A 19932-nucleotide genomic window follows, 5' to 3' on the forward strand; every position below is an offset into this window, starting at 1 on the left:
ATCCCCGCCAACCTCGCCCACATCGCAGAAGGCATCCAGGACTCCGGCACCACCCGCCAGGAAGCCGCCACCCTCCTCGCAGCCCATTCCTGACCTCACCTTCGTGAAGTTGCCATGAGCCGGACGCTGGATGATTCCAACGTCCGGCCCTTTGGTTTAAGTCACGTAGAATTGAGGCACTATGGCGAAATCCCCTGACTCCAGCAACTCCACCCCGGCGGGCTCAAGCGCGGTGAAGCGCGGCCTGTTCACGCGCAAGCCCAAGGAAGCTAAGGCCAAGAAGCCCAGCAGGCTCAAGCAGATCGGCGAGGTCTTTACCATGACCCGCCGCCACGACCCCATGGTTCCGTGGCTGATGCTCCTGGTGTTCCTCGGTGTTGTGGCCGTGAGCTTCCTGGTGGGTTTCTGGCTGGATAACTGGATCACCGGCCTGATCATCGGCATTCCCCTGGGTCTGCTGGCAGCAACCTTTATTCTGTCCCGCCGCGCTGAGCGTGCTGCATTCGCGCAGATCGAGAACCAGCCCGGAGCCTCCGGCGCCGCCCTGGGGACGCTCCGCCGCGGCTGGATCACGGAAGAACAGCCTGTGGCTGTCAACCCGCGCACGCAGGACGCCGTGTTCCGCGCAGTCGGCCGTCCCGGCGTCGTCCTTGTCAGCGAAGGCCCCACCCACCGGGTGAAGCCGCTGCTCGATGCCGAGCGCAAGCGCCTTGCGCGCATCCTGCCCAACGTCCCTGTCCACACCATCCAGACCGGGCGCGGCGAAGGCCAGGTGCCGCTGAGCCAGGTGGCAAAGCAGATGGGCAAGATGAAGAACGAGTTGACCAAACTTGAAGTCAGCACGGTATCCAAGCGCATCGCATCCATGGGCACCCGGCTTCCCATTCCCAAGGGCATCGACCCCTACAAGGCCCGTCCCAACCGCGGACGCTAGCTGATAGGACGCCCCGGTACCGGCCCTGCCGGCAGCCGGGGCGTTTTTTCTTGGGCCCGCACCGCCGCCCGCAGCCCCTTTCACCGCCGGCGGCACCATACATCACACGACGACAGGACATGACCGTGCACCCCAGGACTACCGTGATCCGTGCTTTCCGCATCCTCGCCGTGGCCGAGGCCTGCAGTTGGGCAGCGCTCCTCGCCGGCATGTATTTCAAATGGATTGCCGGCACCACGGAGATCGGCGTGCAGCTCGCAGGCCCTGTCCACGGGGCCCTGTTTATTGGCTACGGTGTTGCCGCGCTCATGCTGTGGCGGGTGCAGCGCTGGCCGTTCCTGGTGGCCGTGCTGGCCGGTGGCTCGGCGGTCTTCCCGTTCGCCACCCTCCTTTTCGAGCGCTGGGCCGGGCGCCGCGGTTACCTCAGCGCTGCCGGGGCCGCGGAACCCGCCCCTGTCCTTGAATCAAGCCGCGCCTAGGGGAACAGGCCTGCCGTGGAATCCGTTGAGCAGGGGCTGAAGGCACAGCGATCGCAGAAGGCGGAGGCGCCCGATCCGCGGGTGCAGGGGCGCAGACGGCTGGTCGCTCTCCTGTCCCTGCTGGGGGCAACCCTGTTCTGGGCCGGCAACTACGTTGTGGGCGCCGGCGCCGTCCAAAGCATCGACCCCCTGAGCCTGGTCTTCCTGCGGTGGGCCATCGCGCTGGTGCCGCTGCTGCTGATAGCCCAGCTGGTGGAGCGGCCATGCTGGCGGGAAGTCGCGGCCGCGTGGCCGTGGCTGCTGGCGCTCAGCGTGTGCGGGCTGCTGGGCTACAACCTCCTCCTTTACTTTGCGCTGGAACACACCGACGCATTCAATGCATCGCTGATCAATGCCTTCAATCCCGCGCTCATCACGCTCGCGGCCGCGCTCTTCCTGCGCGAACGGCTCACGCGACTGGCAGTCGCCGGCGTCGTGATGGCCCTGGCCGGCGTCCTCATCGTTATCAGTGGAGGGAATATTGGCAGGCTGGCCTCTGCCGGCTTCGGCACAGGCGAGATGCTTATGGTGGGGGCAGTTCTTGTCTGGACGGCCTACACCGTCATTGGCCGGCTGGCACCAAAGATCCCGCCGATTACCGCTACTGCCGTTCAAGCAGCCCTGGCGGTGGCCCTGTTGGCCCCGGTGCGGTTCGCGACGGGCGGCCTGGCCCTTCCCGCAACGGGCAGCACGGTGGCGTCATTGCTCTTCATCGCCATCTTCCCGTCGGTACTGTCCTACCTCCTGTGGAACCGGGCACTGACGGTCCTGCCGGCAGGCGGTGCAGGCGTGTTCCTCAACCTGATCACCGTCTTCACGGCAGTCCTCACCATTCTCACCGGACACGTCCACACAGCCGCGCAGTTTGTGGGCGGCGCCATCGTGATCGGCGGTGTAATCGTCACGAACGCGCCGGCCTTCCGCCGGCAGCGGCGGTCCAGGCAGCTGCCCGGCCAGAAGGACGCCCACTGACGCCCGTTGGGACGCGGGACTACCGCCGGATGAGGAGCGTATTCATGGCCTTGTCATGCAGCCCCCGCTGGTCCGGGTCGAAAATGACGGCGGGGATGACCAGGCAGAGGAGCACTGCCCGCACCAAACCAGCCAGCGGTCCCGGGGTGCCGCCTCCCGGCTTTATCACGGCGATGCCCATGATGCGGTGGCCGATGCTGTAACCAAGGGTTCCCACCAGCAGGGTCTGCTCGATGGCGAAGACCCCAAGCGTGGCCCAGGAATCGCCACCAAAGGCAAAGTTGCTGATCAGCAGCGCGATGCCCCAGTCGATCATGATCGCAACGATCCGGCGTCCAGCGCGCGCAATGGAGCCGGGGCCGGACTCCGGCAGTCCCAGGCGCTCCCCCGGATACTTTGAGATTCCGGAGGTATCCGGTCCAGTGAGCCAGGAGCCAATGTCTTTGCGATCTACCACCGTCCAAGTTTACCGATCCATCCCGCCGCGGCGCGCCCACAGTGTGGATGGGACTCGACCACACTGTGGACGGAGGATAGCGTGGACATAGCAGGGCATTCTGTAACCTGCCCGAAACAATGCGGACACGGACGGGAAATGCCGGATCCATAGTCTGTTAGCAGTTTCAAGCAATCCCCCGGCAGGTACAGGCGACAGGGAAAACCGTGCGTTCTCCCTGATTTTGGATTGCGCTGGATCACATGGCTTGCATGCCAGATATTTACATATGCGTTAGGAGCATAGATGTTCAAGACTGCGGACGAAGTCCTCAAGTTCATCAAGGACGAAGATGTAAAGTTCGTCGATATCCGCTTCACCGACCTGCCGGGCGTCCAGCAGCACTTCAACGTCCCCGCCAAGAGCGTTGACGCTGATTTCTTCGTCAACGGCCAGCTCTTCGACGGTTCGTCCATCCGCGGATTCCAGGGCATCGCCGAGTCTGACATGCAGCTGATCCCGGACGTCACCACCGCGTTCCTGGACACGTTCCGCATGGAGAAGACCCTCGCGCTGAACTTCTCGATCGTCAACCCGCGCACCGGTGATCCCTACCACCGCGACCCGCGCGGCGTGGCCGAGAAGGCTGAGGCCTACCTGGCCTCCACCGGCATCGCCGACACCGCGTTCTTCGCTCCCGAAGCCGAATTCTTTGTGTTCGACAACGTCCAGTACCAGTCCTCCCCCGAGGGCAGCTTCTACAAGATCGACTCCGAAGAAGCCCACTGGAACAGCGGCCGCGAGGAAGAGGGCGGCAACCTGGGCTACAAGACCCCCGTCAAGGGCGGTTACTTCCCGGTCTCCCCCACCGACAAGCAGGCTGACCTGCGTGACGCCATGTGTGTTGCCCTGGACGAAGCCGGCCTCGAGGTCGAGCGCAGCCACCACGAAGTTGGATCCGCCGGCCAGGCCGAGATCAACTACAAGTTCACCACCCTGACCCACGCTGCCGATGACCTGCAGAAGTTCAAGTACGTCATCAAGAACACCGCTGACGCCTGGGGCAAGTCCGTTACCTTCATGCCGAAGCCGGTCTTCGGCGACAACGGCTCCGGCATGCACTGCCACCAGTCGCTGTGGAACGGCGGCGAGCCGCTGTTCTACGACGAGAAGGGCTACGCCGGCCTGTCCGACACCGCCCGCTGGTACATCGGCGGCCTGCTGCAGCACTCCTCCGCCGTGCTGGCCTTCACCAACCCGACGGTGAACTCCTACCGCCGCCTGGTCAAGGGCTTCGAAGCCCCGGTCAACATGGTCTACTCGCAGGGCAACCGCTCCGCCGGTATCCGTATCCCCATCACGGGCTCCAACCCCAAGGCCAAGCGCATCGAGTTCCGCGCACCGGACCCGTCCTCCAACCCGTACCTGGCCTTCGCTGCCCAGCTGATGGCCGGCATTGACGGCATCCGTAACCGCATCGAGCCCCCGGCTCCCATCGACAAGGACCTCTACGAGCTCCCCGCCGAGGAAGCCAAGGACATCCCCAAGGCTCCGGGCACCCTGGAGGAAGCCCTGGAGGCCCTGCGTGAGGACAACGAGTTCCTGCAGGCCGGTGGCGTCTTCACCCAGGACCTGATCGACACCTGGATCGAGTACAAGTACGAATACGAGATCCGCCCGCTGTCCCTGCGCCCGAACCCCTACGAGTTCGAGCTCTACTACGGCGTCTAGCACCACCGCTTCCTGAAGCAGCAAAGGCGGCCACCGGTTCATCCGGTGGCCGCCTTTCGCGTTGTCCGGGCCGCCAGGCCACGGACGGAGACCGTAAAGGTGGGGGCCCGCCTCCAGACGTGCTGAGACCGGGAGCCGGACCCCCTGACGAATGCCCCCCGAGACGAAGACTGTCCAGCCTTCCCCCCAACAAGGTTGGAGAGCACCGCCATCCACATAATCGGGCAAACGCTTGGCAAGCGCAATGCCGGTCCGGCGCGTTACGCCTGCGTCGTACGTGTGTCCGGCGCGCCTTGCGCCGGCGTCGTGCGTATGTCGGGTGCGGCAAAGCTGTGGAACATGGTCCGCTGCGGGCCCGCGGAGCCGCCCAGGTAGGGCCCTGCATCGATAAAACCGGCGCGGCGGTATGCGGCCAGGCCCGCGGGGTTTTCTTCATTGACGGAAAGTACGACGCCGGACTCGCCGCCTTGGTGCCGGGCGGTCAGCCTGCGTGCGGCCTCCACAGCGGCACTGGCCGCCAGGGTGCCGAGCCCCTTGCCCTGGTGCCTGCTGTCGATGAGGAAGCCCCGCAGCAGCCAGGCTGACTGGTCCTCGGGCCACCCGGCGAGGCAGGCGGCCCCCGCCTGGAGCGTCAGGAGGCCGACCGCCTTACCCTCCGACTCCACCACGTACGGCCAGCGCGATTCATCCGCCAGTCCTGCCAGCGCCATGCGCAGGGGGTCGCCCACGAAACGTTCCTGGCCAGGCAGCAGCGACATGCCGACGATCGCACCCAACTGGATGGCGCGGGCGTCTGCGTCCAGGTCCCGCAACGGGATGAGCCAGACCCAGTCAGTGCCCATAGAAGACACGTTCAAACACGGCCCGGGCCCGGCGGCTCACCCGCAGGTAGTCTTCCTCCAGCGCGGCTGCGTGACCCGGTTCGTAACCACACCAGCGCGCCACGGCCTCCAGGTCGCGGCGCGAGGACGGCAGGAGGTCGGAGGCCTTACCGCTCCAAATGACGTTTGCGGACCGGATCCGGCTGGCCAGCCGCCACGCGTCGGCCAGGAGCCCGGCATCGGCGGCATCCAGCAGGCCGAGTTCTGCTGCCGCTTCCAGGGCCTCCAGCGTGGACGTGGTCCGGAGTTCCCGATGTTTACCGGCGTGCTGGAGCTGCAGCAACTGCACCAGCCACTCGACGTCGCTGAGGCCGCCGCGGCCCAGTTTGAGGTGCCGGGCGGGGTCGGCGCCGCGTGGCAGCCGCTCCGATTCCACCCGGGCCTTAATGCGCCGGATCTCGCGCACGTCCTGCTCCGCCACGGTTTCCGGATACCGGATGGGGTCGATCAGCTTGAGGAAATCAGCGGCCAGGGTATCGTCGCCGGCCATGGGCCTTGCCCTCAGCAGGGCCTGGGCTTCCCAGATCAGGGACCAGCGGCGGTAATACTCGGCGAAGGAGTCAAGGGACCGCACCATGGCCCCGTTCTTGCCTTCCGGACGGAGGTCGGCGTCCATCTGGAGGACCCGTTCCGCCATGATGGCCGGTTTCAGGGGCTGGGTGAGGAGGCTGGACACCTTTGCCACGATGCGGCCGGCCTGTTCCTGAGCCTCCGCTTCCGTAAAGCCGGGCAGCGCCCGGTGGACGTACATGACGTCGGCATCGGAGCCGTAGCCGATTTCACGGCCGCCCTGGCGGCCCATGGCCACCACCAGCACGGTGGTCTTGAGCGGCCCGGCGGCGGAGACTATTCCTTCTGCCACCCGCAGGGCGCCCAGGACGGCGGCGCGGTCGGTGTCCGCCAGGGCCCTGCCCACGTGGTCCTGGTCCAGGAGGCCGGCGGAATCGGCGATGGCGATGCGCAGGATTTCCCGGCGGCGGATCAACCGGATCAGGCGCATGGCACTCTCCGGATCCTCGTGCCGCGACATCTTGGCGATGATTTCCTGCCACTGGGCTTCGAAACCCACCGGCAGCAGGTCCTTGTCCTGTCCCAGCCATGCCACGGACTCGGGCGAGACCTCCAGGAGGTCGGCTATCAGCCGCGAATTGGACAGCATGTGGCAGAGCCGCTCAGCCGCGGCGTTGGAGTCACGGAGCAGGCCAAGGTACCAGTGCGTGGTGCCCAGCGCCTCGCTGACGCGGCGGAAGGCGAGCAGGCCGGCGTCGGGGTCCACGCCTTCGGCGAGCCAGTCCAGCAGGACGGGCAGCAGCTGCCGCTGCAGCGCCGCCCGCCGGCTCACCCCGGCCGTCAGCGCCTCGATGTGGCGCATTGCGCCCTTCGGATCCCGGTAGCCGAGGGCCGCAAGCCGCCCCTGCGCCGCCTCGGGGGTCAGCCTGGCATCCTCGCTGCTGAGTTTGGCAGCCGTGTTCAGCAGAGGCCGGTAGAAGATGCGCTCGTGGAGTTCACGGACCGAGCGCTTGGTGCGCTGCCAGGCGGACAGCAGGGAATCCGGGCTGGGCCGTTCGTTGGAGAAGGGGCCCAGCACGGCCTTCGCCAGCGACCGCAGTGCCGGCTCCGTCACCGGCATCAGGTGGGTGCGCCGCAGCTGGAACAGCTGGATCCGGTGTTCCAGGAGCCGCAGGTACCGGTAGGCGTTGTCGAACGCTGCGGCGTCGGAACGGCCGATATAACCACCTGCCGACAGCGCGGCGATCGCGGAAGTGGTGTCCCGCCGTCGTAATGATTCATCTGCCTTGCCGTGCACCAGCTGGAGCAGCTGGACGGTGAACTCAACATCGCGCAGTCCGCCGCGGCCCAGCTTGATCTGGCGCTGCTCCTCGGCGGCCGGGATGTGCTCGGTCACCCGGCGGCGCATCGCCTGGACGGACTCCACAAAGCCCTCGCGCCCTGCCGAGCTCCAGATCAGGGGCGCCACGGCGTCCTCATAGGCCCGGCCCAGGGCGGCGTCGCCGGCAATGGAACGGGCCTTGAGCAGCGCCTGGAATTCCCAGCTTTCGGCCCACCTGGCGTAGTACGTCTCGTGGGAGGCCAGCGTGCGGACCAACGGGCCGGACTTGCCCTCGGGACGCAGGTTGGCGTCCACCTCCCACAGGCCCGGTTCCCTGGCCACGGAGGAGATGGCCCTGGAGATGCCGCTTGCCAGGGCCGTGCCTATGGTGTTCGCCTGGGCGTCCTCCAGGCTCCCGGCGTCCACCACGTAGATGACGTCGACATCAGAGATGTAGTTAAGCTCCCGGGCTCCGCATTTGCCCATGCCGATGACGGCAAGGCCGACGTCGGCGACGTCGGCAGCGCTGTGCTGCTCCGCCGCTTCCGCACGGGAGACGGCGAGGGCAGCCTCGATGGCGGCGGCGGCCAGGTCCGCCAGTTCACCGCCCACCGACGGCAGGAAATCCAGGGGATCCGCGGCGCAGAGGTCCTTGACGGCGAGGTCCACCAAACCACGCCGATAGGCGGTGCGCAGGGCCGCGTAAGCATCCGCGCCGGTAGCCGAGGCCACGGGCCGGGCGGCGCGGGGATCGGCGCCCACGGACTGCAGGAGCGTGGCGCGCAGCCGGTCCGGGTCGGCGGGCAGTGGCTCGGGGCTGGCCCGGACCCGGAAAGCCTCCAGATGCTCCGGGTGCCTGATGAGGAATTCCCCCAGGGCCTCGGACGCGCCCAGGACCCGGTACATCGGCTCGCTGTCTTCAAGGTCGGCGGCCGCCAGGTCCCGCAGCTGGGGGTGCTTCTCAATCAGGCGCACCAGCGACTGCAGGGCGGTGTCCGGGCTGGCCGCGAGTTGCAGCCCGGCGAAGAGCCTGTCCTGGTCCAGTCCCTCGAGTTCGCGCGCGGCAAGGAACCGTTCGCCCTTTTCCAGGTCACTGAATCCCGCCGCGATCAGGCGGCGAGCCAGGCTCACGCCGGGCACCTAGAGGATGCCGAGGTTGCGCTGCAGCTCGTAGGGCGTCACCTGCAGCCGGTAGTCCTGCCATTCGGCGCGCTTGTTGCGCAGGAAGTGCTCGTAGACCTGTTCGCCCAGGATCTGCGGCATCAGCTCTGAGTCCTCCATGGAGCGGATGGCGTCGTGCAGGCTGGCCGGGAGTGGATCATGGCCCATGGCCCGGCGTTCAGCGGAGCTGAGCGACCAGACGTCGTCCTCGGCTGCGGCGGGAAGGTCGTAGCCTTCCTCGATGCCTTTCAGGCCCGCGCCGAGCAGGACGGCGTAGGCGAGGTACGGGTTGGCGGCGGAGTCGATGCCGCGGTACTCGATCCGTGCGGACTGGCCCTTGCCCGGCTTGTACAGCGGCACGCGGACCAGCGCAGAGCGGTTGTTGTGGCCCCAGCTGAGATAGCTGGGCGCCTCGCCGCCACCCCACAGGCGCTTGTAGGAGTTGACGAACTGGTTGGTGACAGCCGTGAACTCGGGGGCGTGCTTGAGGATGCCGGCAATGAACTGCCGGGCCGTCTTGGACAGCTGGAACTCTGCGCCCGCCTCGAAGAACGCGTTGCTGTCGCCCTCGAACAGTGAGAAGTGCGTGTGCATGCCGGAACCGGGGTGGTCGGTGAACGGCTTGGGCATGAACGTGGCGTAAGTGCCCTGCTGCAGTGCCACTTCCTTGATCACGGTGCGGAACGTCATGATGTTGTCCGCCGTCTGCAGGGCGTCCGCGTAGCGCAGATCGATCTCGTTCTGGCCCGGGCCTGCCTCGTGGTGGCTGAATTCCACGGAAATGCCGACCGATTCCAGCATGGTCACCGCGGTGCGCCGGAAGTCCTGGGCCACGCCACCGGGGACATGGTCAAAGTAGCCGCCCTCGTCCACCGGAACAGGAGCACCGTTAGGACCCGGCTCGTGCGACTTGAGCAGGTAGAACTCGATTTCGGGGTGGGTGTAGCAGGTGAAGCCCATGTCCGCGGCCTTGGCCAGGGTCCGCTTGAGCACGTTGCGCGGATCGGCAGCGGAGGGCTCGCCGTCGGGGGTCAGGATGTCGCAGAACATCCTGGACGTCTGTTCCGTCTCGCCGCGCCACGGCAGGATCTGGAAGGTGGCGGGATCGGGCTGCGCCAGCATGTCGGATTCAAAAACACGGGCCAGGCCTTCGATGGAGGAACCGTCGAAACCCAGGCCTTCTTCGAATGCGCCCTCGACCTCTGCCGGGGCCAGCGCCACGGACTTCAGCGAACCCACGACGTCGGTGAACCACAGGCGCACGAAACGTACGTCGCGCTCTTCGATTGTGCGCAGGACAAACTCTTGCTGGCGGTCCATGATGGCCTCTTCTCCGGTCAACGTCCATGCTCCGGGTCCACGCGAGGGGAATGCCGGCAGCAGTTCATCAACACTGTACTAATCATTCTGCGCCGATGCCGAAGCCTGCGCCGCGCGTAACACAGCATTAACCTGGCGGGCCCCAAATGACACCCTCGGGCCGCCCCTGCGTCCGGTTCCAGGCGGCGCATCACCGGTGGGCCCCAGCTGCCGTTATGACGCTGATCACCCCTGCCCCGCGCTGGCCCCGGTAGCTAGGACGGCCGGTACCGCATTACGCTCATCCCATGGCCTCCAACAGCTCCGGCTCCAGCGCGTCCGCAGAAGTACCCGCCCCCTACGGCAGCGGCCCCGGCGTGCCTGCCCCCGCAGAACGGAAGCCGGCAAGGGTGCGCCTCCACCACCTCCAGCAGGCCAAGCGCGATGGCACCAAATTCGCCATGCTCACCGCGTACGAGCAGTACACGGCCGAGATTTTTGATGCTGCCGGCATCGAGGTGCTCCTGGTGGGAGATTCGGCGTCCAACAACGTCTTTGGCAACGAGACCAGCCTCCCGGTCACTGTCGACGAACTCCTCCCCCTCTGCCGGGCGGTGGCACGGTCGGCCAAACGCGCCCTGGTGGTTGCCGACCTGCCCTTCGGCAGCTACGAAGTCAGTGCCGAACAGGCCGTGGCCGCCGGTGTCCGGTTCCTGAAGGAAGGGCTCGCCCACGCGGTGAAGATCGAGGGCGGCAAGTACTACGCACCCACGGTCAGGGCCATGGTGCAGGCCGGCATCCCGGTCATGGCGCACATCGGCTTCACTCCGCAGAGCGAGCACGCCCTGGGCGGCTACCGCGTCCAGGGCCGCGGCGACGACGCCCAGCGGCTGATCGACGACGCCCGCGCACTCGAAGAAGCCGGGGCGTTCTGCGTACTGATGGAAATGGTGCCCGCTGAGACGGCCACGGCGGTTGACGCCGCGGTCAATGTCCCGACGGTGGGCATCGGCGCCGGAAAGGCCACGACTGGCCAGGTCCTGGTGTGGCAGGACATGGCGGGACTCCGCGGCGGAAAGATGGCCAAGTTCGTGAAGCAGTACGCGGACCTTCGCAGCACACTGCACGACGCCGCCACGGCCTATGGCGACGACGTCAGGTCAGGCGGGTTCCCCGGCCCGGAGCATTCGTTCTAGGCAGGAAACAGGCCATCAGTCGTCGTCGCCCTTTTCCCAGGCCTCGTTGCGCGCCCTGACCTTCTCGATGGCGTGCTCCGCTTCTTCGCGGGTCTTGTAGGGCCCAATGAGCTGGCTCCAGTCCGACAGCCGGTCCTCTTCCACTTCGTGGGTGTTGATGTTGAACCAGTACTCAGTCATCGTTGCTCCTCGTTCCGGCGACAGGAACCAGGGGGTGATCCACGTAACACAAACACTTACGCGCCCCTCCCCAGCTTGTCGGTTGTTAGGCGTTCTGTGGTGCCTTATATGATCAATCTATGCCTTCCCTTGCCTCGACTGCACCCATTGGCACCCTCACCCCGGGTACCCTGAGTCCGCAGCGTCCCGTCCCGGCGTCCATCCCCCGTCCGGAGTACGTTGGCAACCCCGCCCCCGCAAAATTCACCGGGTCCGAGGTCAAGTCCGCCGAAACCATCGAGAAGATCCGGATCGCCGGAAAAATCGCGGCCCAGGCCATCGTGGAAGTAGGCAAGCACATCCAGCCGGGTGTCACCACCGACGAACTGGACAGGGTGGGCCACGAATTCCTGCTCGACCACAATGCCTACCCCTCCACGCTCGGTTACCGCGGATTCCCCAAGTCGTTGTGCTCCTCCCTGAACGAGGTCATCTGCCATGGCATCCCGGACAGCACGGTGGTCCAGGACGGCGACATCCTGAACATCGACATCACGGCCTATCTCAACGGCGTCCACGGAGACACCAACTACACCTTCCTGGTGGGGGATGTGGACGAGGAATCCCGGCTGCTGGTGGAGCGCACCCAGGAGTCATTGAACCGGGCCATCAAGGCCGTGGCACCGGGACGCGAAATCAACATCATTGGCAGGGCCATCCAGTCCTACGCCAAGCGCTTTGGTTACGGCGTGGTGCGTGACTTCACCGGCCACGGCGTCGGGGAGGCCTTCCACACCGGGCTGATCATCCCCCACTATGACGCGGCCCCTGCCTACAACACCGTGATCGAAACCGGAATGGTGTTCACCATCGAACCGATGCTCACGCTGGGCACCGTGGAGTGGGACATGTGGAGCGATGACTGGACCGTCGTCACCCGGGACCGCAAGCGCACCGCCCAGTTCGAGCACACCCTGCTGGTCACCGAGACCGGCGCCGAAATCCTTACCCTGCCGTAGCCTGGTCCATGCCCCCGGGGCATGCTGCCGGTGCAGACCGGACACCTGTCATGGGCCGCCCCAAGCTGGCCCTTTTCCTGCCCGCCCCTGTCAAGAACGGAATCCCATTGGCCAAGAAGGACGAGAAGTCGCACAAGAACGCACCGCTGATCGGCATCGACATCGGTGGTACGGGCATCAAGGGCGGCATTGTCGACCTGAAGAAGGGCAAGCTGCTCGGAGAACGGTTCCGGGTTCCCACCCCGCAGCCGGCCACCCCTGAAGCCGTGGCGGAGGCCGTGGCCCTGGTGGTGGCCGAGCTCTCGGCACGTCCGGAAGCACCGGAAGCCGGCTCCCCTGTGGGGGTGACCTTCCCGGGCATCATCCAGCACGGCGTGGTCCACTCCGCCGCCAATGTGGACAAGAGCTGGCTGGACACGGACATCGACGCCCTTCTCACGGCACGGCTCGGCCGCCCGGTGGAGGTCATCAATGATGCCGACGCCGCAGGCCTGGCGGAAGCACGCTATGGTGCCGGCGCGGGCGTCTCGGGCACCGTCCTGGTGATCACGTTGGGCACCGGCATCGGTTCAGCCTTCATCTTCGACGGAAAGCTGGTCCCCAACGCAGAGCTGGGGCACCTGGAAATTGACGGTTTCGACGCCGAATCGAAGGCGTCAGCTGTTGCCCGCGAGCGGGACGGGCTGTCCTGGGACGAGTACAGCGTGCTGCTGCAGCGCTACTTCTCGCATGTGGAGTTCCTGTTCTCCCCTGAACTGTTCATCGTGGGCGGCGGAATTTCCAAGCGCGCCGACGAATACCTTCCCAACCTCAGGCTCCGCACCCCGATTGTCCCTGCCGTCCTCCGCAATGAGGCAGGCATCGTGGGGGCAGCGCTGGAAATCGCGCTGCAGCACAAGCTGGCCAAATAGGAGTGGTGCCGGTGGCGGCTGCGGCTTCCCCTCCGCTGCCGCCACCGGAGTTTTAGAGCGGGCTCTTCTCGGAGCTCTTGGCCGGAGCGGCTGCGCCCTTGGCGCCTTCCCCGGCCTCGTGGCGGAGCAGGGCGATGGCGGTCTCGAAGTCCTCGAGGGATTCAAAGGCCTGGTAGACGCTGGCAAAGCGCAGGTAGGCTACCTCATCAAGTTTCTGCAGGGGCCCGAGGATCACCAGGCCCACCTCGTGGGCGTCAATTTCAGCGGCACCCGAGGCACGGATCTGTTCTTCGACTTCCTGGGCCAGCATGGCGAGGTCGTCCTCGCTCACGGGCCGCCCCTGGCATGCCTTGCGCACGCCGTTGATCACCTTGCTGCGGCTGAACGGCTCACCAACGCCGGAACGCTTGATCACGGACAGGCTGGTGGTTTCGACCGTGGTGAACCGGCGGCCGCATTCAGGGCATTGCCGGCGCCGGCGGATGGCCGAGCCATCATCAGCCATCCGGCTGTCCACCACGCGGGAATCAGGGTTGCGGCAGAACGGGCAGTACATGGCGTTCCCCCTTTTCGCTTGTGGTGTGAAACGGAATTCGAAGCCAGCAGCACCGCCGGGGGGCGATGCCGTGGCGTACCCAGTTTACGGGCAGATCTGGGGTAATAACAATCCTGTAATTACTACATGTAGTGGTGTCACCGGTCACCGTCGAACCGGGCCGTGACGGCGTCGCCGTGGGCCGGAAGATCCTCGGCCCGGGACAGGCTCACGATGTGTCCGCTGACCTCGGCCAAGGCTTCCCGGCTGTAGTTGACCACCTGGATGGCGCGTAGGAAAGTGGTCACGTTCAGCCCGGACGAAAACGCGGCCGTACCGCTGGTGGGCAGCACGTGGTTGGAGCCGGCGCAGTAGTCGCCAAGGCTGACCGGGCTGTAGTCGCCCACGAAGATGGCGCCCGCGTTCCGGATGCGCGCGGCTACGGCGGAAGCGTTCCGGGTCATGATTTCCAGGTGCTCCGCAGCGTAGGCGTCACAGGCCGCGATGCCCTGGTCCAGGCCGTCCACCAGCACGACTCCGGACTGGGGACCGGACAGCGCTTCCTGCACCCTGGCCGCGTGCTTGGTCGCGGCGGCCTGGAGTGCCAGCTCAGCCCGCACGGCAGCGGCCAGGTCCTCGGAATCGGTGATGAGGACCGATGCTGCCTTGGGATCGTGCTCGGCCTGGCTGAGCAGGTCGGCGGCAACCAGGGCGGGCTGGGCGGAGTCGTCCGCCAGGATGGCGATCTCGGTGGTTCCCGCCTCGGAGTCAATCCCGACGACACCTTTGACCAGGCGCTTGGCCGTGGCGACGAAGATGTTGCCGGGACCGGTCACCACGTCCACAGGCTGCAGTGCCGGGCCCGCATCCGTTGCATCGACGCCATAGGCGAAGGCGGCGATGGCCTGGGCGCCGCCGATGGCGTAGACCTCGGTGATGCCCAGCAGCGCTGCCGCCGCCAGGATGGTGGGGTGCGGCAGCCCGTCGAATTCCTTTTGCGGGGGCGAGGCCAGGGCGATGGACTCCACGCCCGCAGCCAGCGCGGGCACCACGTTCATGATCACCGATGACGGGTACACGGCAAGGCCACCGGGAACGTACAGTCCCACGCGGGAAACGGGCACCCAGTTCTGGCTGACCACGGCGCCGTCGCCCAGTTCGACGTCGACGTTGCGGGGGCGCTGCCCGTCGGCGAACTTCCGCGCCCGGCTGATGGATTCCTCCAGCGCAGCCCGCACGGCCGGATCCAGCTGGTCCAGGGCCGCGGCCATTGCCTCCCTGGGGACCAGCGGGTGCTCCTGCGCGACGCCGTCGAACCGTTCAGCCAGCTCAGCCAGTGCCGCGAAGCCGCGCTCCCGGACGGCGGAAATGATCTTCAGGACCTTTTCCTCGGCGTCCGCCACGGTCTGGCCCTTGGCGCGGGGCACCGCGGCGCGCAGTGCCGGGAGGCTCAGGTGGCGGCCCCGAAGGTCAATGGTGCGGAAGTCGACGGCGGCTGTCACGGGGGCGGGAAACTCCGGGGATGTGGTCACCGCTCTATTTTACGGGGCTGTGCACGCCTGCTGTTTCCGAGCCGGCGGGACCAGGCTTTCTGCCCGTGGCGCCCACCAGTTCAAGGATGAAGACGGACACGGCCGTGGCGGCGGGCCAGAGCAGCAGGACCGGCCACGCGCGCAGGGAGAAGGCGATGCTGGCGTTTGCCGACGTGTCGACGGCCGGGCCCCACAGCCGTCCCGCCAGGACACCTGTCCCCCATGCCACGGCGCTGCCCGCGAACGCCCCGGCCAGGCCGGTGAGCAGTGCCGCCTGCGGGTCCGGACGCTTGCCGTCCGCCAGGAATACGGCCAGCAGGCAGCCTGCCAGCACCATGATGCCTGCGAGCGTGAGATCGCGCGGCAGCCACACCAGGGGCACGGTCCCGGCCGCCAGGGCCGGGTCGCGGGTGATCAGGTTCAGCCCGCCCGGCGCCAGGAGCCACCACAGGATTCCCGCCGGAATACCCGCGGCCGCCGGGACCAGCAGCAGGGACCATGGCAGCAACCGCCTGGCGGGGCGGGCGAAGTTCGTCATGCAACACACCTTAACAAAGGTTCCTGCCAGGCCATCCGCCGTGGTGCTGCCGCCAGCCTGTTTTCCCGCCGTGACCGCGGGCCAATACGCTTGGGGAAAGAGTTATGCCACTTAGTTCAGGAGTTCCGGTGACCGATAACAGCGAGCCGTTCGAGCAGACGTTCAGGGAGATGTTCCGCCGGCATGCCGCGGGCGTCGCCATCATCACCGTGAATTACCAGGATGAGCCCTACGGTTTCACGGCAACCTCCGTCGCGTCCCTGTCGGCGAAACCGCCGCGCTTCACGTTCAACATGGCGCGCAGCTCCAGGTCCTGGCCCGCCGTGGCCAACACCCAGTACCTGGGGGTGCACATGCTGGGCCTGGAGAACCAGGAGTTGGCGGCCCGCTTTGCCCGCCCTGGCAACCGCTTCGAAGGCAACCACTGGGAAATCGGCCCGCACGGGGTGCCCATCCTCAAGGACGTGGCCGGATGGTTGATCGGCGAGATCCAGATGCGGCTCTCCTTCGAGAACAACGCCGTGGTGGTGGTCCAGGTGGTGGACGGCCAAGTGGGCGGCGAGGGATCGCCGCTGCTTTACCACGGCGGCGCCTACGGCCAGCCGGTGCCGCTGGACTACGAGATCTGACGACCACGGACCGGCGCAGCACCAACAGGCGGCCGACGGCGGGAGGTGATTCCCGCCGTCGGCCGCCTGTTTGTCAGGCGTCCAGGCAGGCCGGGCCCAGCAGGACCTTAAGGTCACCGAACAGCGACGGGCTGGGGTTCACCCGCAGGTGGACCGGCAGGCCCATGATTTCGGTCCGCGTGTCACCTTGCAGGTGCAGCCGCACCTCCGAGTTGCCCCGGTGCGTGCGCAGCACGTCGCCGAGTTCGGTGACCACGGTCTCGGTGGCCTTGTGGGTGGGCATGGTGATGACCAGGGGCCCATGCAGCCCTTCGCTGAGGTCCGGAACCGACAGTTCCATGCAGTTCAGCGTGATGGCGCCGTCGTCGCGCTTCTGCAGGCGGCCCTTGACCACCACGATCAGGTCCTCGGCGAGCACGGAGGCGATGGGCCCATACACCTGCCCGAAGAACATCACCTCGATGGAACCGCCCAGGTCCTCGATCTCCGCCCGGGCGTAGGCGTTGCCGCTGGCTTTCGCGATCCGGCGGCTCAGCGAGGTGATCATGCCGGCGATGGTAATGATGGCCCCGTCCTGCGGCCCGTCCTCGCCAATGATGGAGGTAATGCTCATCTCGGCATGCTGGGCCAGGAGGCCCTCCAGGCCCTGCAGCGGGTGGTCGGAAACATACAGGCCCAGCATGTCCCGTTCGAAGGAGAGCTTGTCCTTCTTCTCCCACTCGGGCAGGTCCGGAATCTCGATGCTGAGGGACGCCTCCGATTCGGCTTCCTCGAAGCCGGCAAAGAGGTCGAACTGGCCGATCGCCTCGTTCCGTTTCAAGGTGATGACGGAGTCGATGGCCTCTTCATGGATCATGGCCAGCGCACGCCGGTGGTGGCCCAGGGAGTCGAAGGCCCCGGACTTGATCAGCGATTCGATGGTTCTCTTGTTGCAGACCACCGCCGGCACCTTCATGAGGTAGTCCTTGAAGGACGTGTAGGCGCCTTCGCTCTCGCGTGCGGTGACCATGGCCTCGACGGCGTTGGCACCCACGTTGCGGATGGCGCCCATGCCGAAGCGGATGTCAGTGCCTACCGGGGTGAAGTTCAGGGCGGACTCGTTGACATCCGGCGGAAGCACCGTGATGCCCATGCGGCGGCACTCGTTCAGGTAGATGGCGGACTTGTCCTTGTCGTCACCGACCGAGGTCAGCAGCGCTGCCATGTATTCGGGCGCGTAGTGCGCCTTCAGGTACGCGGTCCAGTAGGAGATGACCCCGTACGCGGCTGAGTGGGCCTTGTTGAAGGCGTAGTCGGAGAAGGGCAGGAGGATGTCCCAGAGGGTCTTGACCGCTTCCATGGAGTAGCCGTTGTCCTGCATGCCCTGGGAGAAGCCGGCGAACTGCTTATCCAGCTCCGACTTCTTTTTCTTGCCCATGGCGCGCCGGAGGATATCTGCCTGGCCCAGCGAGTAGCCGGCCAGTTTCTGCGCTACGGCCATGACCTGCTCCTGGTACACGATCAGGCCATACGTTCCGCCGAGGATCTCCTTGAGTGGTTCCTCCAGCTCAGGGTGAATGGGAATGACTTCCTGGATCCCGTTCTTGCGCAGTGCGTAGTCGGTGTGGGCGTTGGCGCCCATGGGCCCGGGCCGGTAGAGCGCCAGAACAGCGGAAATGTCTTCGAAGTTGTCGGGCTTCATGAGCTTGAGCAGGGACCGCATGGGGCCGCCGTCGAGCTGGAACACGCCCAGGGTGTCGCCGCGGGCCAGGAGTTCGTAGGACGGGGCATCGTCCAGCTCGAGGTTTTCCAGGTCCAGGTCGATGCCGCGGTTCATCTTGATGTTCTCGAGGGCATCGGAAATGATCGTCAGGTTCCGCAGGCCCAGGAAGTCCATCTTGATCAGGCCAAGGCCCTCGGACGTGGGGTAGTCGAACTGGGTGATCACCTGGCCGTCCTGGAAGCGGCGCATGATGGGGATGACGTCGATGATGGGGTCCGAGGACATGATGACGCCTGCCGCGTGCACGCCCCACTGGCGCTTCAGGCCTTCAATGCCCAGGGCCGTCTCGAAGACCTTGGCAGCCTCCGGGTCAGTGGCGATCAGCTGCCGGAAGTCACCGGCCTCGCTGTAGCGCTTGGCTTCCGGGTTCTGGATGTCCGCGAGCGGAATATCCTTGGCCATGACGGCGGGCGGCAGGGCCTTGGTCAGCGTCTCGCCCATGCTGAAGGGGTAGCCCAGGACGCGCGAGGAGTCCTTGAGGGCCTGCTTGGTCTTGATGGTGCCGTAGGTGACGATCATGGCCACGCGCTCGTCGCCGTACTTGCGGGTCACGTAATCGATGACCTCGGACCGGCGCCGGTCATCGAAGTCGACGTCGAAGTCGGGCATGGAGACGCGGTCCGGGTTGAGGAAGCGTTCGAAGATCAGGCCGTGGCGCAGGGGGTCGAGGTCGGTGATGCGCATGGCGTAGGCCACCATGGAGCCGGCACCCGAACCACGGCCGGGGCCTACCCGGATGCCGTTGTTCTTGGCCCAGTTGATGAAGTCGGCGACCACCAGAAAGTAGCCGGGGAAGCCCATGGAGGTGATGACGCCGAGCTCGTAATCGGCCTGCTTGCGGACCTCGTCCGGGATGCCGCCCGGGTAGCGGTACTGCAGGCCCTTGTCCACTTCCTTGACCAGCCAGGAGGTCTCGTCCTCGCCGGGCGGGCAGGGGAACCGCGGCATGAAGTTGGCGTCGGTGTTGAAGGACACCTCACAGCGTTCGGCAATCAGGAGGGTGTTGTCGCACGCCTCCGGGTGGTCACGGAAGAGCTCCCGCATCTCCTGGGGGGATTTCAGGTAGTAGCCGCTGCCGGAGAACGCGAACCTTGAGCCGCCGTTGTCGTAGGTGGGTTCCAGCAGCGTGGAACCGGACTGGATGGCCAGCAGGGCTTCGTGCGCCTTGGCGTCGTGCTCGTGCGTGTAGTGGAGGTCGTTGGTGGCCACCAGCGGCAGGTTCAGGTCCTTGGCGAGCCGCAGCAGGTCGCCGGTGACCCGCCGTTCGATGTCCAGGCCGTGATCCATCAGTTCGCAGAAGTAGTTCTCCGCGCCAAAGATGTCCCGGAACTCGGCCGCGGCCTCCAGCGCTTCGCGGTACTGGCCGAGCCGGAGCCGGGTCTGGACCTCCCCGGAGGGGCAGCCCGTGGTGGCGATGAGCCCCTCTGAATACGTGTTGAGCAGTTCCCGGTCCAGCCGGGGCCACTTGCCGAAAACTGAATCAAGGGAGGCGATGGACGAGGCCCGGAAGAGGTTCCGCATGCCTACGTTGTTGTAACTGAGGAGGGTCATGTGGGTGTAGGACCCACCGCCGGAGACGTCGTCCTTGCGCTGGGATTCATCGCCCCACCGCACGCGTTCCTTGTCCGTCCGGGCAGTACCGGGAGTCACATAGGCTTCGACGCCGATGATCGGCTTGATGCCTTTGTCCGTGGCTTTGCGCCAGAAGTCGAATGCACCGAACAGGTAGCCGTGGTCTGTGGTGGCGAGGGCCGGCATGCCCAGCCGCTCGGTTTCGTCGAACAGCTCCCCCAGGCGGGCGGCTCCATCCAGCATGGAATATTCGGTGTGGGTGTGCAGGTGGACAAACGAATCATTGCTGGAACTCACCGCACTATTCTAAGCGCTG

At 66.2% G+C, this 19932-nt stretch carries 17 protein-coding genes; 8 read left to right on the forward strand and 9 right to left on the reverse strand.

What is annotated here, in order from left to right:
* The first annotated feature begins 181 nt into the window (after positions 1–181).
* The 3 genes from ACTHQS_RS18475 (at position 182) to ACTHQS_RS18485 (ending at position 2424) form a co-directional block, all read left to right on the forward strand.
* The gene (locus ACTHQS_RS18475; RefSeq protein WP_255175166.1) at positions 182–934 is read left to right on the forward strand and encodes a DUF4191 domain-containing protein; all 753 of its coding nucleotides are present in this window, start codon (positions 182–184) and stop codon (positions 932–934) included.
* Between the two features lie 119 nt (positions 935–1053).
* Positions 1054–1413: a DUF3817 domain-containing protein gene (locus ACTHQS_RS18480; RefSeq protein ID WP_440171805.1), complete on the forward strand. Its 360-nt coding sequence runs from the start codon at positions 1054–1056 to the stop codon at positions 1411–1413.
* 15 nt (positions 1414–1428) lie between these two features.
* Entirely contained in the window at positions 1429–2424 is a 996-nt protein-coding gene (locus ACTHQS_RS18485; RefSeq protein WP_440171807.1) for a DMT family transporter, read from the forward strand.
* A 19-nt stretch (positions 2425–2443) separates the two neighbouring features.
* Here ACTHQS_RS18485 and ACTHQS_RS18490 read toward each other — a convergent pair whose 3' ends face one another.
* Positions 2444–2881 carry an RDD family protein gene (locus ACTHQS_RS18490; protein ID WP_440171809.1) on the reverse strand — a complete coding sequence of 146 codons (438 nt, stop codon included), beginning with the start codon at positions 2879–2881 and terminating at the stop codon, positions 2444–2446.
* Between the two features lie 285 nt (positions 2882–3166).
* Here ACTHQS_RS18490 and glnA (ACTHQS_RS18495) point away from each other — a divergent pair, with 285 nt between their 5' ends.
* On the forward strand, positions 3167–4591 hold the full coding sequence (gene glnA, locus ACTHQS_RS18495; RefSeq protein WP_440171811.1) for a type I glutamate--ammonia ligase: 1425 nt from the start codon (positions 3167–3169) through the stop codon (positions 4589–4591).
* A 260-nt stretch (positions 4592–4851) separates the two neighbouring features.
* On the opposite strand, the gene ACTHQS_RS18500 is transcribed toward glnA (ACTHQS_RS18495), so the two are convergent.
* From ACTHQS_RS18500 to glnA (ACTHQS_RS18510), 3 genes are read right to left on the reverse strand one after another with little or no spacing between them, the layout of a single operon-like run.
* Entirely contained in the window at positions 4852–5433 is a 582-nt protein-coding gene (locus ACTHQS_RS18500; protein WP_440171813.1) for an N-acetyltransferase family protein, read from the reverse strand.
* Positions 5423–8434, reverse strand: coding sequence for a bifunctional [glutamine synthetase] adenylyltransferase/[glutamine synthetase]-adenylyl-L-tyrosine phosphorylase (locus ACTHQS_RS18505; protein ID WP_440171814.1), 3012 nt, complete (start codon positions 8432–8434; stop codon positions 5423–5425). The genes ACTHQS_RS18500 and ACTHQS_RS18505 overlap by 11 nt, the downstream gene beginning before the upstream one ends.
* Positions 8435–8443: 9 nt before the next feature.
* On the reverse strand, positions 8444–9784 hold the full coding sequence (gene glnA, locus ACTHQS_RS18510; protein ID WP_141160830.1) for a type I glutamate--ammonia ligase: 1341 nt from the start codon (positions 9782–9784) through the stop codon (positions 8444–8446).
* 287 nt (positions 9785–10071) lie between these two features.
* On the opposite strand from glnA (ACTHQS_RS18510), the gene panB reads away from it, so the two are divergent.
* Positions 10072–10959 carry a 3-methyl-2-oxobutanoate hydroxymethyltransferase gene (gene panB / locus ACTHQS_RS18515; protein ID WP_440171817.1) on the forward strand — a complete coding sequence of 296 codons (888 nt, stop codon included), beginning with the start codon at positions 10072–10074 and terminating at the stop codon, positions 10957–10959.
* A gap of 15 nt (positions 10960–10974) precedes the next feature.
* On the opposite strand, the gene ACTHQS_RS18520 is transcribed toward panB, so the two are convergent.
* Positions 10975–11139: an SPOR domain-containing protein gene (locus ACTHQS_RS18520; protein ID WP_255175160.1), complete on the reverse strand. Its 165-nt coding sequence runs from the start codon at positions 11137–11139 to the stop codon at positions 10975–10977.
* A 119-nt stretch (positions 11140–11258) separates the two neighbouring features.
* Here ACTHQS_RS18520 and map point away from each other — a divergent pair, with 119 nt between their 5' ends.
* Both map and ppgK read left to right on the forward strand, forming a co-directional pair.
* Positions 11259–12137, forward strand: a complete 879-nt coding sequence (map, locus tag ACTHQS_RS18525; RefSeq protein ID WP_440171819.1) for a type I methionyl aminopeptidase — start codon at positions 11259–11261, stop codon at positions 12135–12137.
* A gap of 107 nt (positions 12138–12244) precedes the next feature.
* Complete coding sequence (gene ppgK, locus ACTHQS_RS18530) at positions 12245–13048, forward strand: polyphosphate--glucose phosphotransferase (protein WP_440171949.1); 804 nt, start codon at positions 12245–12247, stop codon at positions 13046–13048.
* Positions 13049–13100: 52 nt separating this feature from the next.
* Here the strand turns inward: ppgK and nrdR are convergent, their stop codons facing one another.
* From nrdR to ACTHQS_RS18545, 3 genes are all read right to left on the reverse strand, one after another.
* The gene (gene nrdR / locus ACTHQS_RS18535) at positions 13101–13604 is read right to left on the reverse strand and encodes a transcriptional regulator NrdR (protein WP_440171821.1); all 504 of its coding nucleotides are present in this window, start codon (positions 13602–13604) and stop codon (positions 13101–13103) included.
* A 137-nt stretch (positions 13605–13741) separates the two neighbouring features.
* Positions 13742–15115 carry a histidinol dehydrogenase gene (hisD, locus tag ACTHQS_RS18540; RefSeq protein WP_440171823.1) on the reverse strand — a complete coding sequence of 458 codons (1374 nt, stop codon included), beginning with the start codon at positions 15113–15115 and terminating at the stop codon, positions 13742–13744.
* Positions 15116–15119: 4 nt separating this feature from the next.
* On the reverse strand, positions 15120–15653 hold the full coding sequence (locus tag ACTHQS_RS18545) for a hypothetical protein (protein WP_440171825.1): 534 nt from the start codon (positions 15651–15653) through the stop codon (positions 15120–15122).
* Positions 15654–15781: 128 nt separating this feature from the next.
* Between ACTHQS_RS18545 and ACTHQS_RS18550 the strand changes: the two genes are divergently transcribed.
* Positions 15782–16282, forward strand: coding sequence for a flavin reductase family protein (locus ACTHQS_RS18550; protein WP_056331660.1), 501 nt, complete (start codon positions 15782–15784; stop codon positions 16280–16282).
* A gap of 73 nt (positions 16283–16355) precedes the next feature.
* Here ACTHQS_RS18550 and dnaE read toward each other — a convergent pair whose 3' ends face one another.
* Entirely contained in the window at positions 16356–19913 is a 3558-nt protein-coding gene (gene dnaE, locus ACTHQS_RS18555) for a DNA polymerase III subunit alpha (RefSeq protein WP_440171827.1), read from the reverse strand.
* Positions 19914–19932 lie beyond the last annotated feature (19 nt).

The sequence above is a fragment of the Arthrobacter sp. SAFR-044 genome (genome assembly GCF_051965175.1).
In the GTDB taxonomy this organism is placed as follows: Bacteria; Actinomycetota; Actinomycetes; order Actinomycetales; family Micrococcaceae; genus Arthrobacter.

What these genes read in the sequence shown, in the direction of transcription:
- panB (WP_440171817.1), top strand. Translation starts at nt 10,072, where the DNA reads ATGGCCTCCAACAGCTCCGGCTCCAGCGCGTCCGCAGAAGTACCCGCC.
- nrdR (WP_440171821.1), bottom strand. Translation starts at nt 13,604, where the DNA reads ATGTACTGCCCGTTCTGCCGCAACCCTGATTCCCGCGTGGTGGACAGC.
- glnA (WP_440171811.1), top strand. Translation starts at nt 3,167, where the DNA reads ATGTTCAAGACTGCGGACGAAGTCCTCAAGTTCATCAAGGACGAAGAT.
- glnA (WP_141160830.1), bottom strand. Translation starts at nt 9,784, where the DNA reads ATGGACCGCCAGCAAGAGTTTGTCCTGCGCACAATCGAAGAGCGCGAC.
- map (WP_440171819.1), top strand. Translation starts at nt 11,259, where the DNA reads ATGCCTTCCCTTGCCTCGACTGCACCCATTGGCACCCTCACCCCGGGT.
- ACTHQS_RS18500 (WP_440171813.1), bottom strand. Translation starts at nt 5,433, where the DNA reads ATGGGCACTGACTGGGTCTGGCTCATCCCGTTGCGGGACCTGGACGCA.
- ACTHQS_RS18545 (WP_440171825.1), bottom strand. Translation starts at nt 15,653, where the DNA reads ATGACGAACTTCGCCCGCCCCGCCAGGCGGTTGCTGCCATGGTCCCTG.
- ACTHQS_RS18480 (WP_440171805.1), top strand. Translation starts at nt 1,054, where the DNA reads ATGACCGTGCACCCCAGGACTACCGTGATCCGTGCTTTCCGCATCCTC.
- ACTHQS_RS18520 (WP_255175160.1), bottom strand. Translation starts at nt 11,139, where the DNA reads ATGACTGAGTACTGGTTCAACATCAACACCCACGAAGTGGAAGAGGAC.
- ACTHQS_RS18475 (WP_255175166.1), top strand. Translation starts at nt 182, where the DNA reads ATGGCGAAATCCCCTGACTCCAGCAACTCCACCCCGGCGGGCTCAAGC.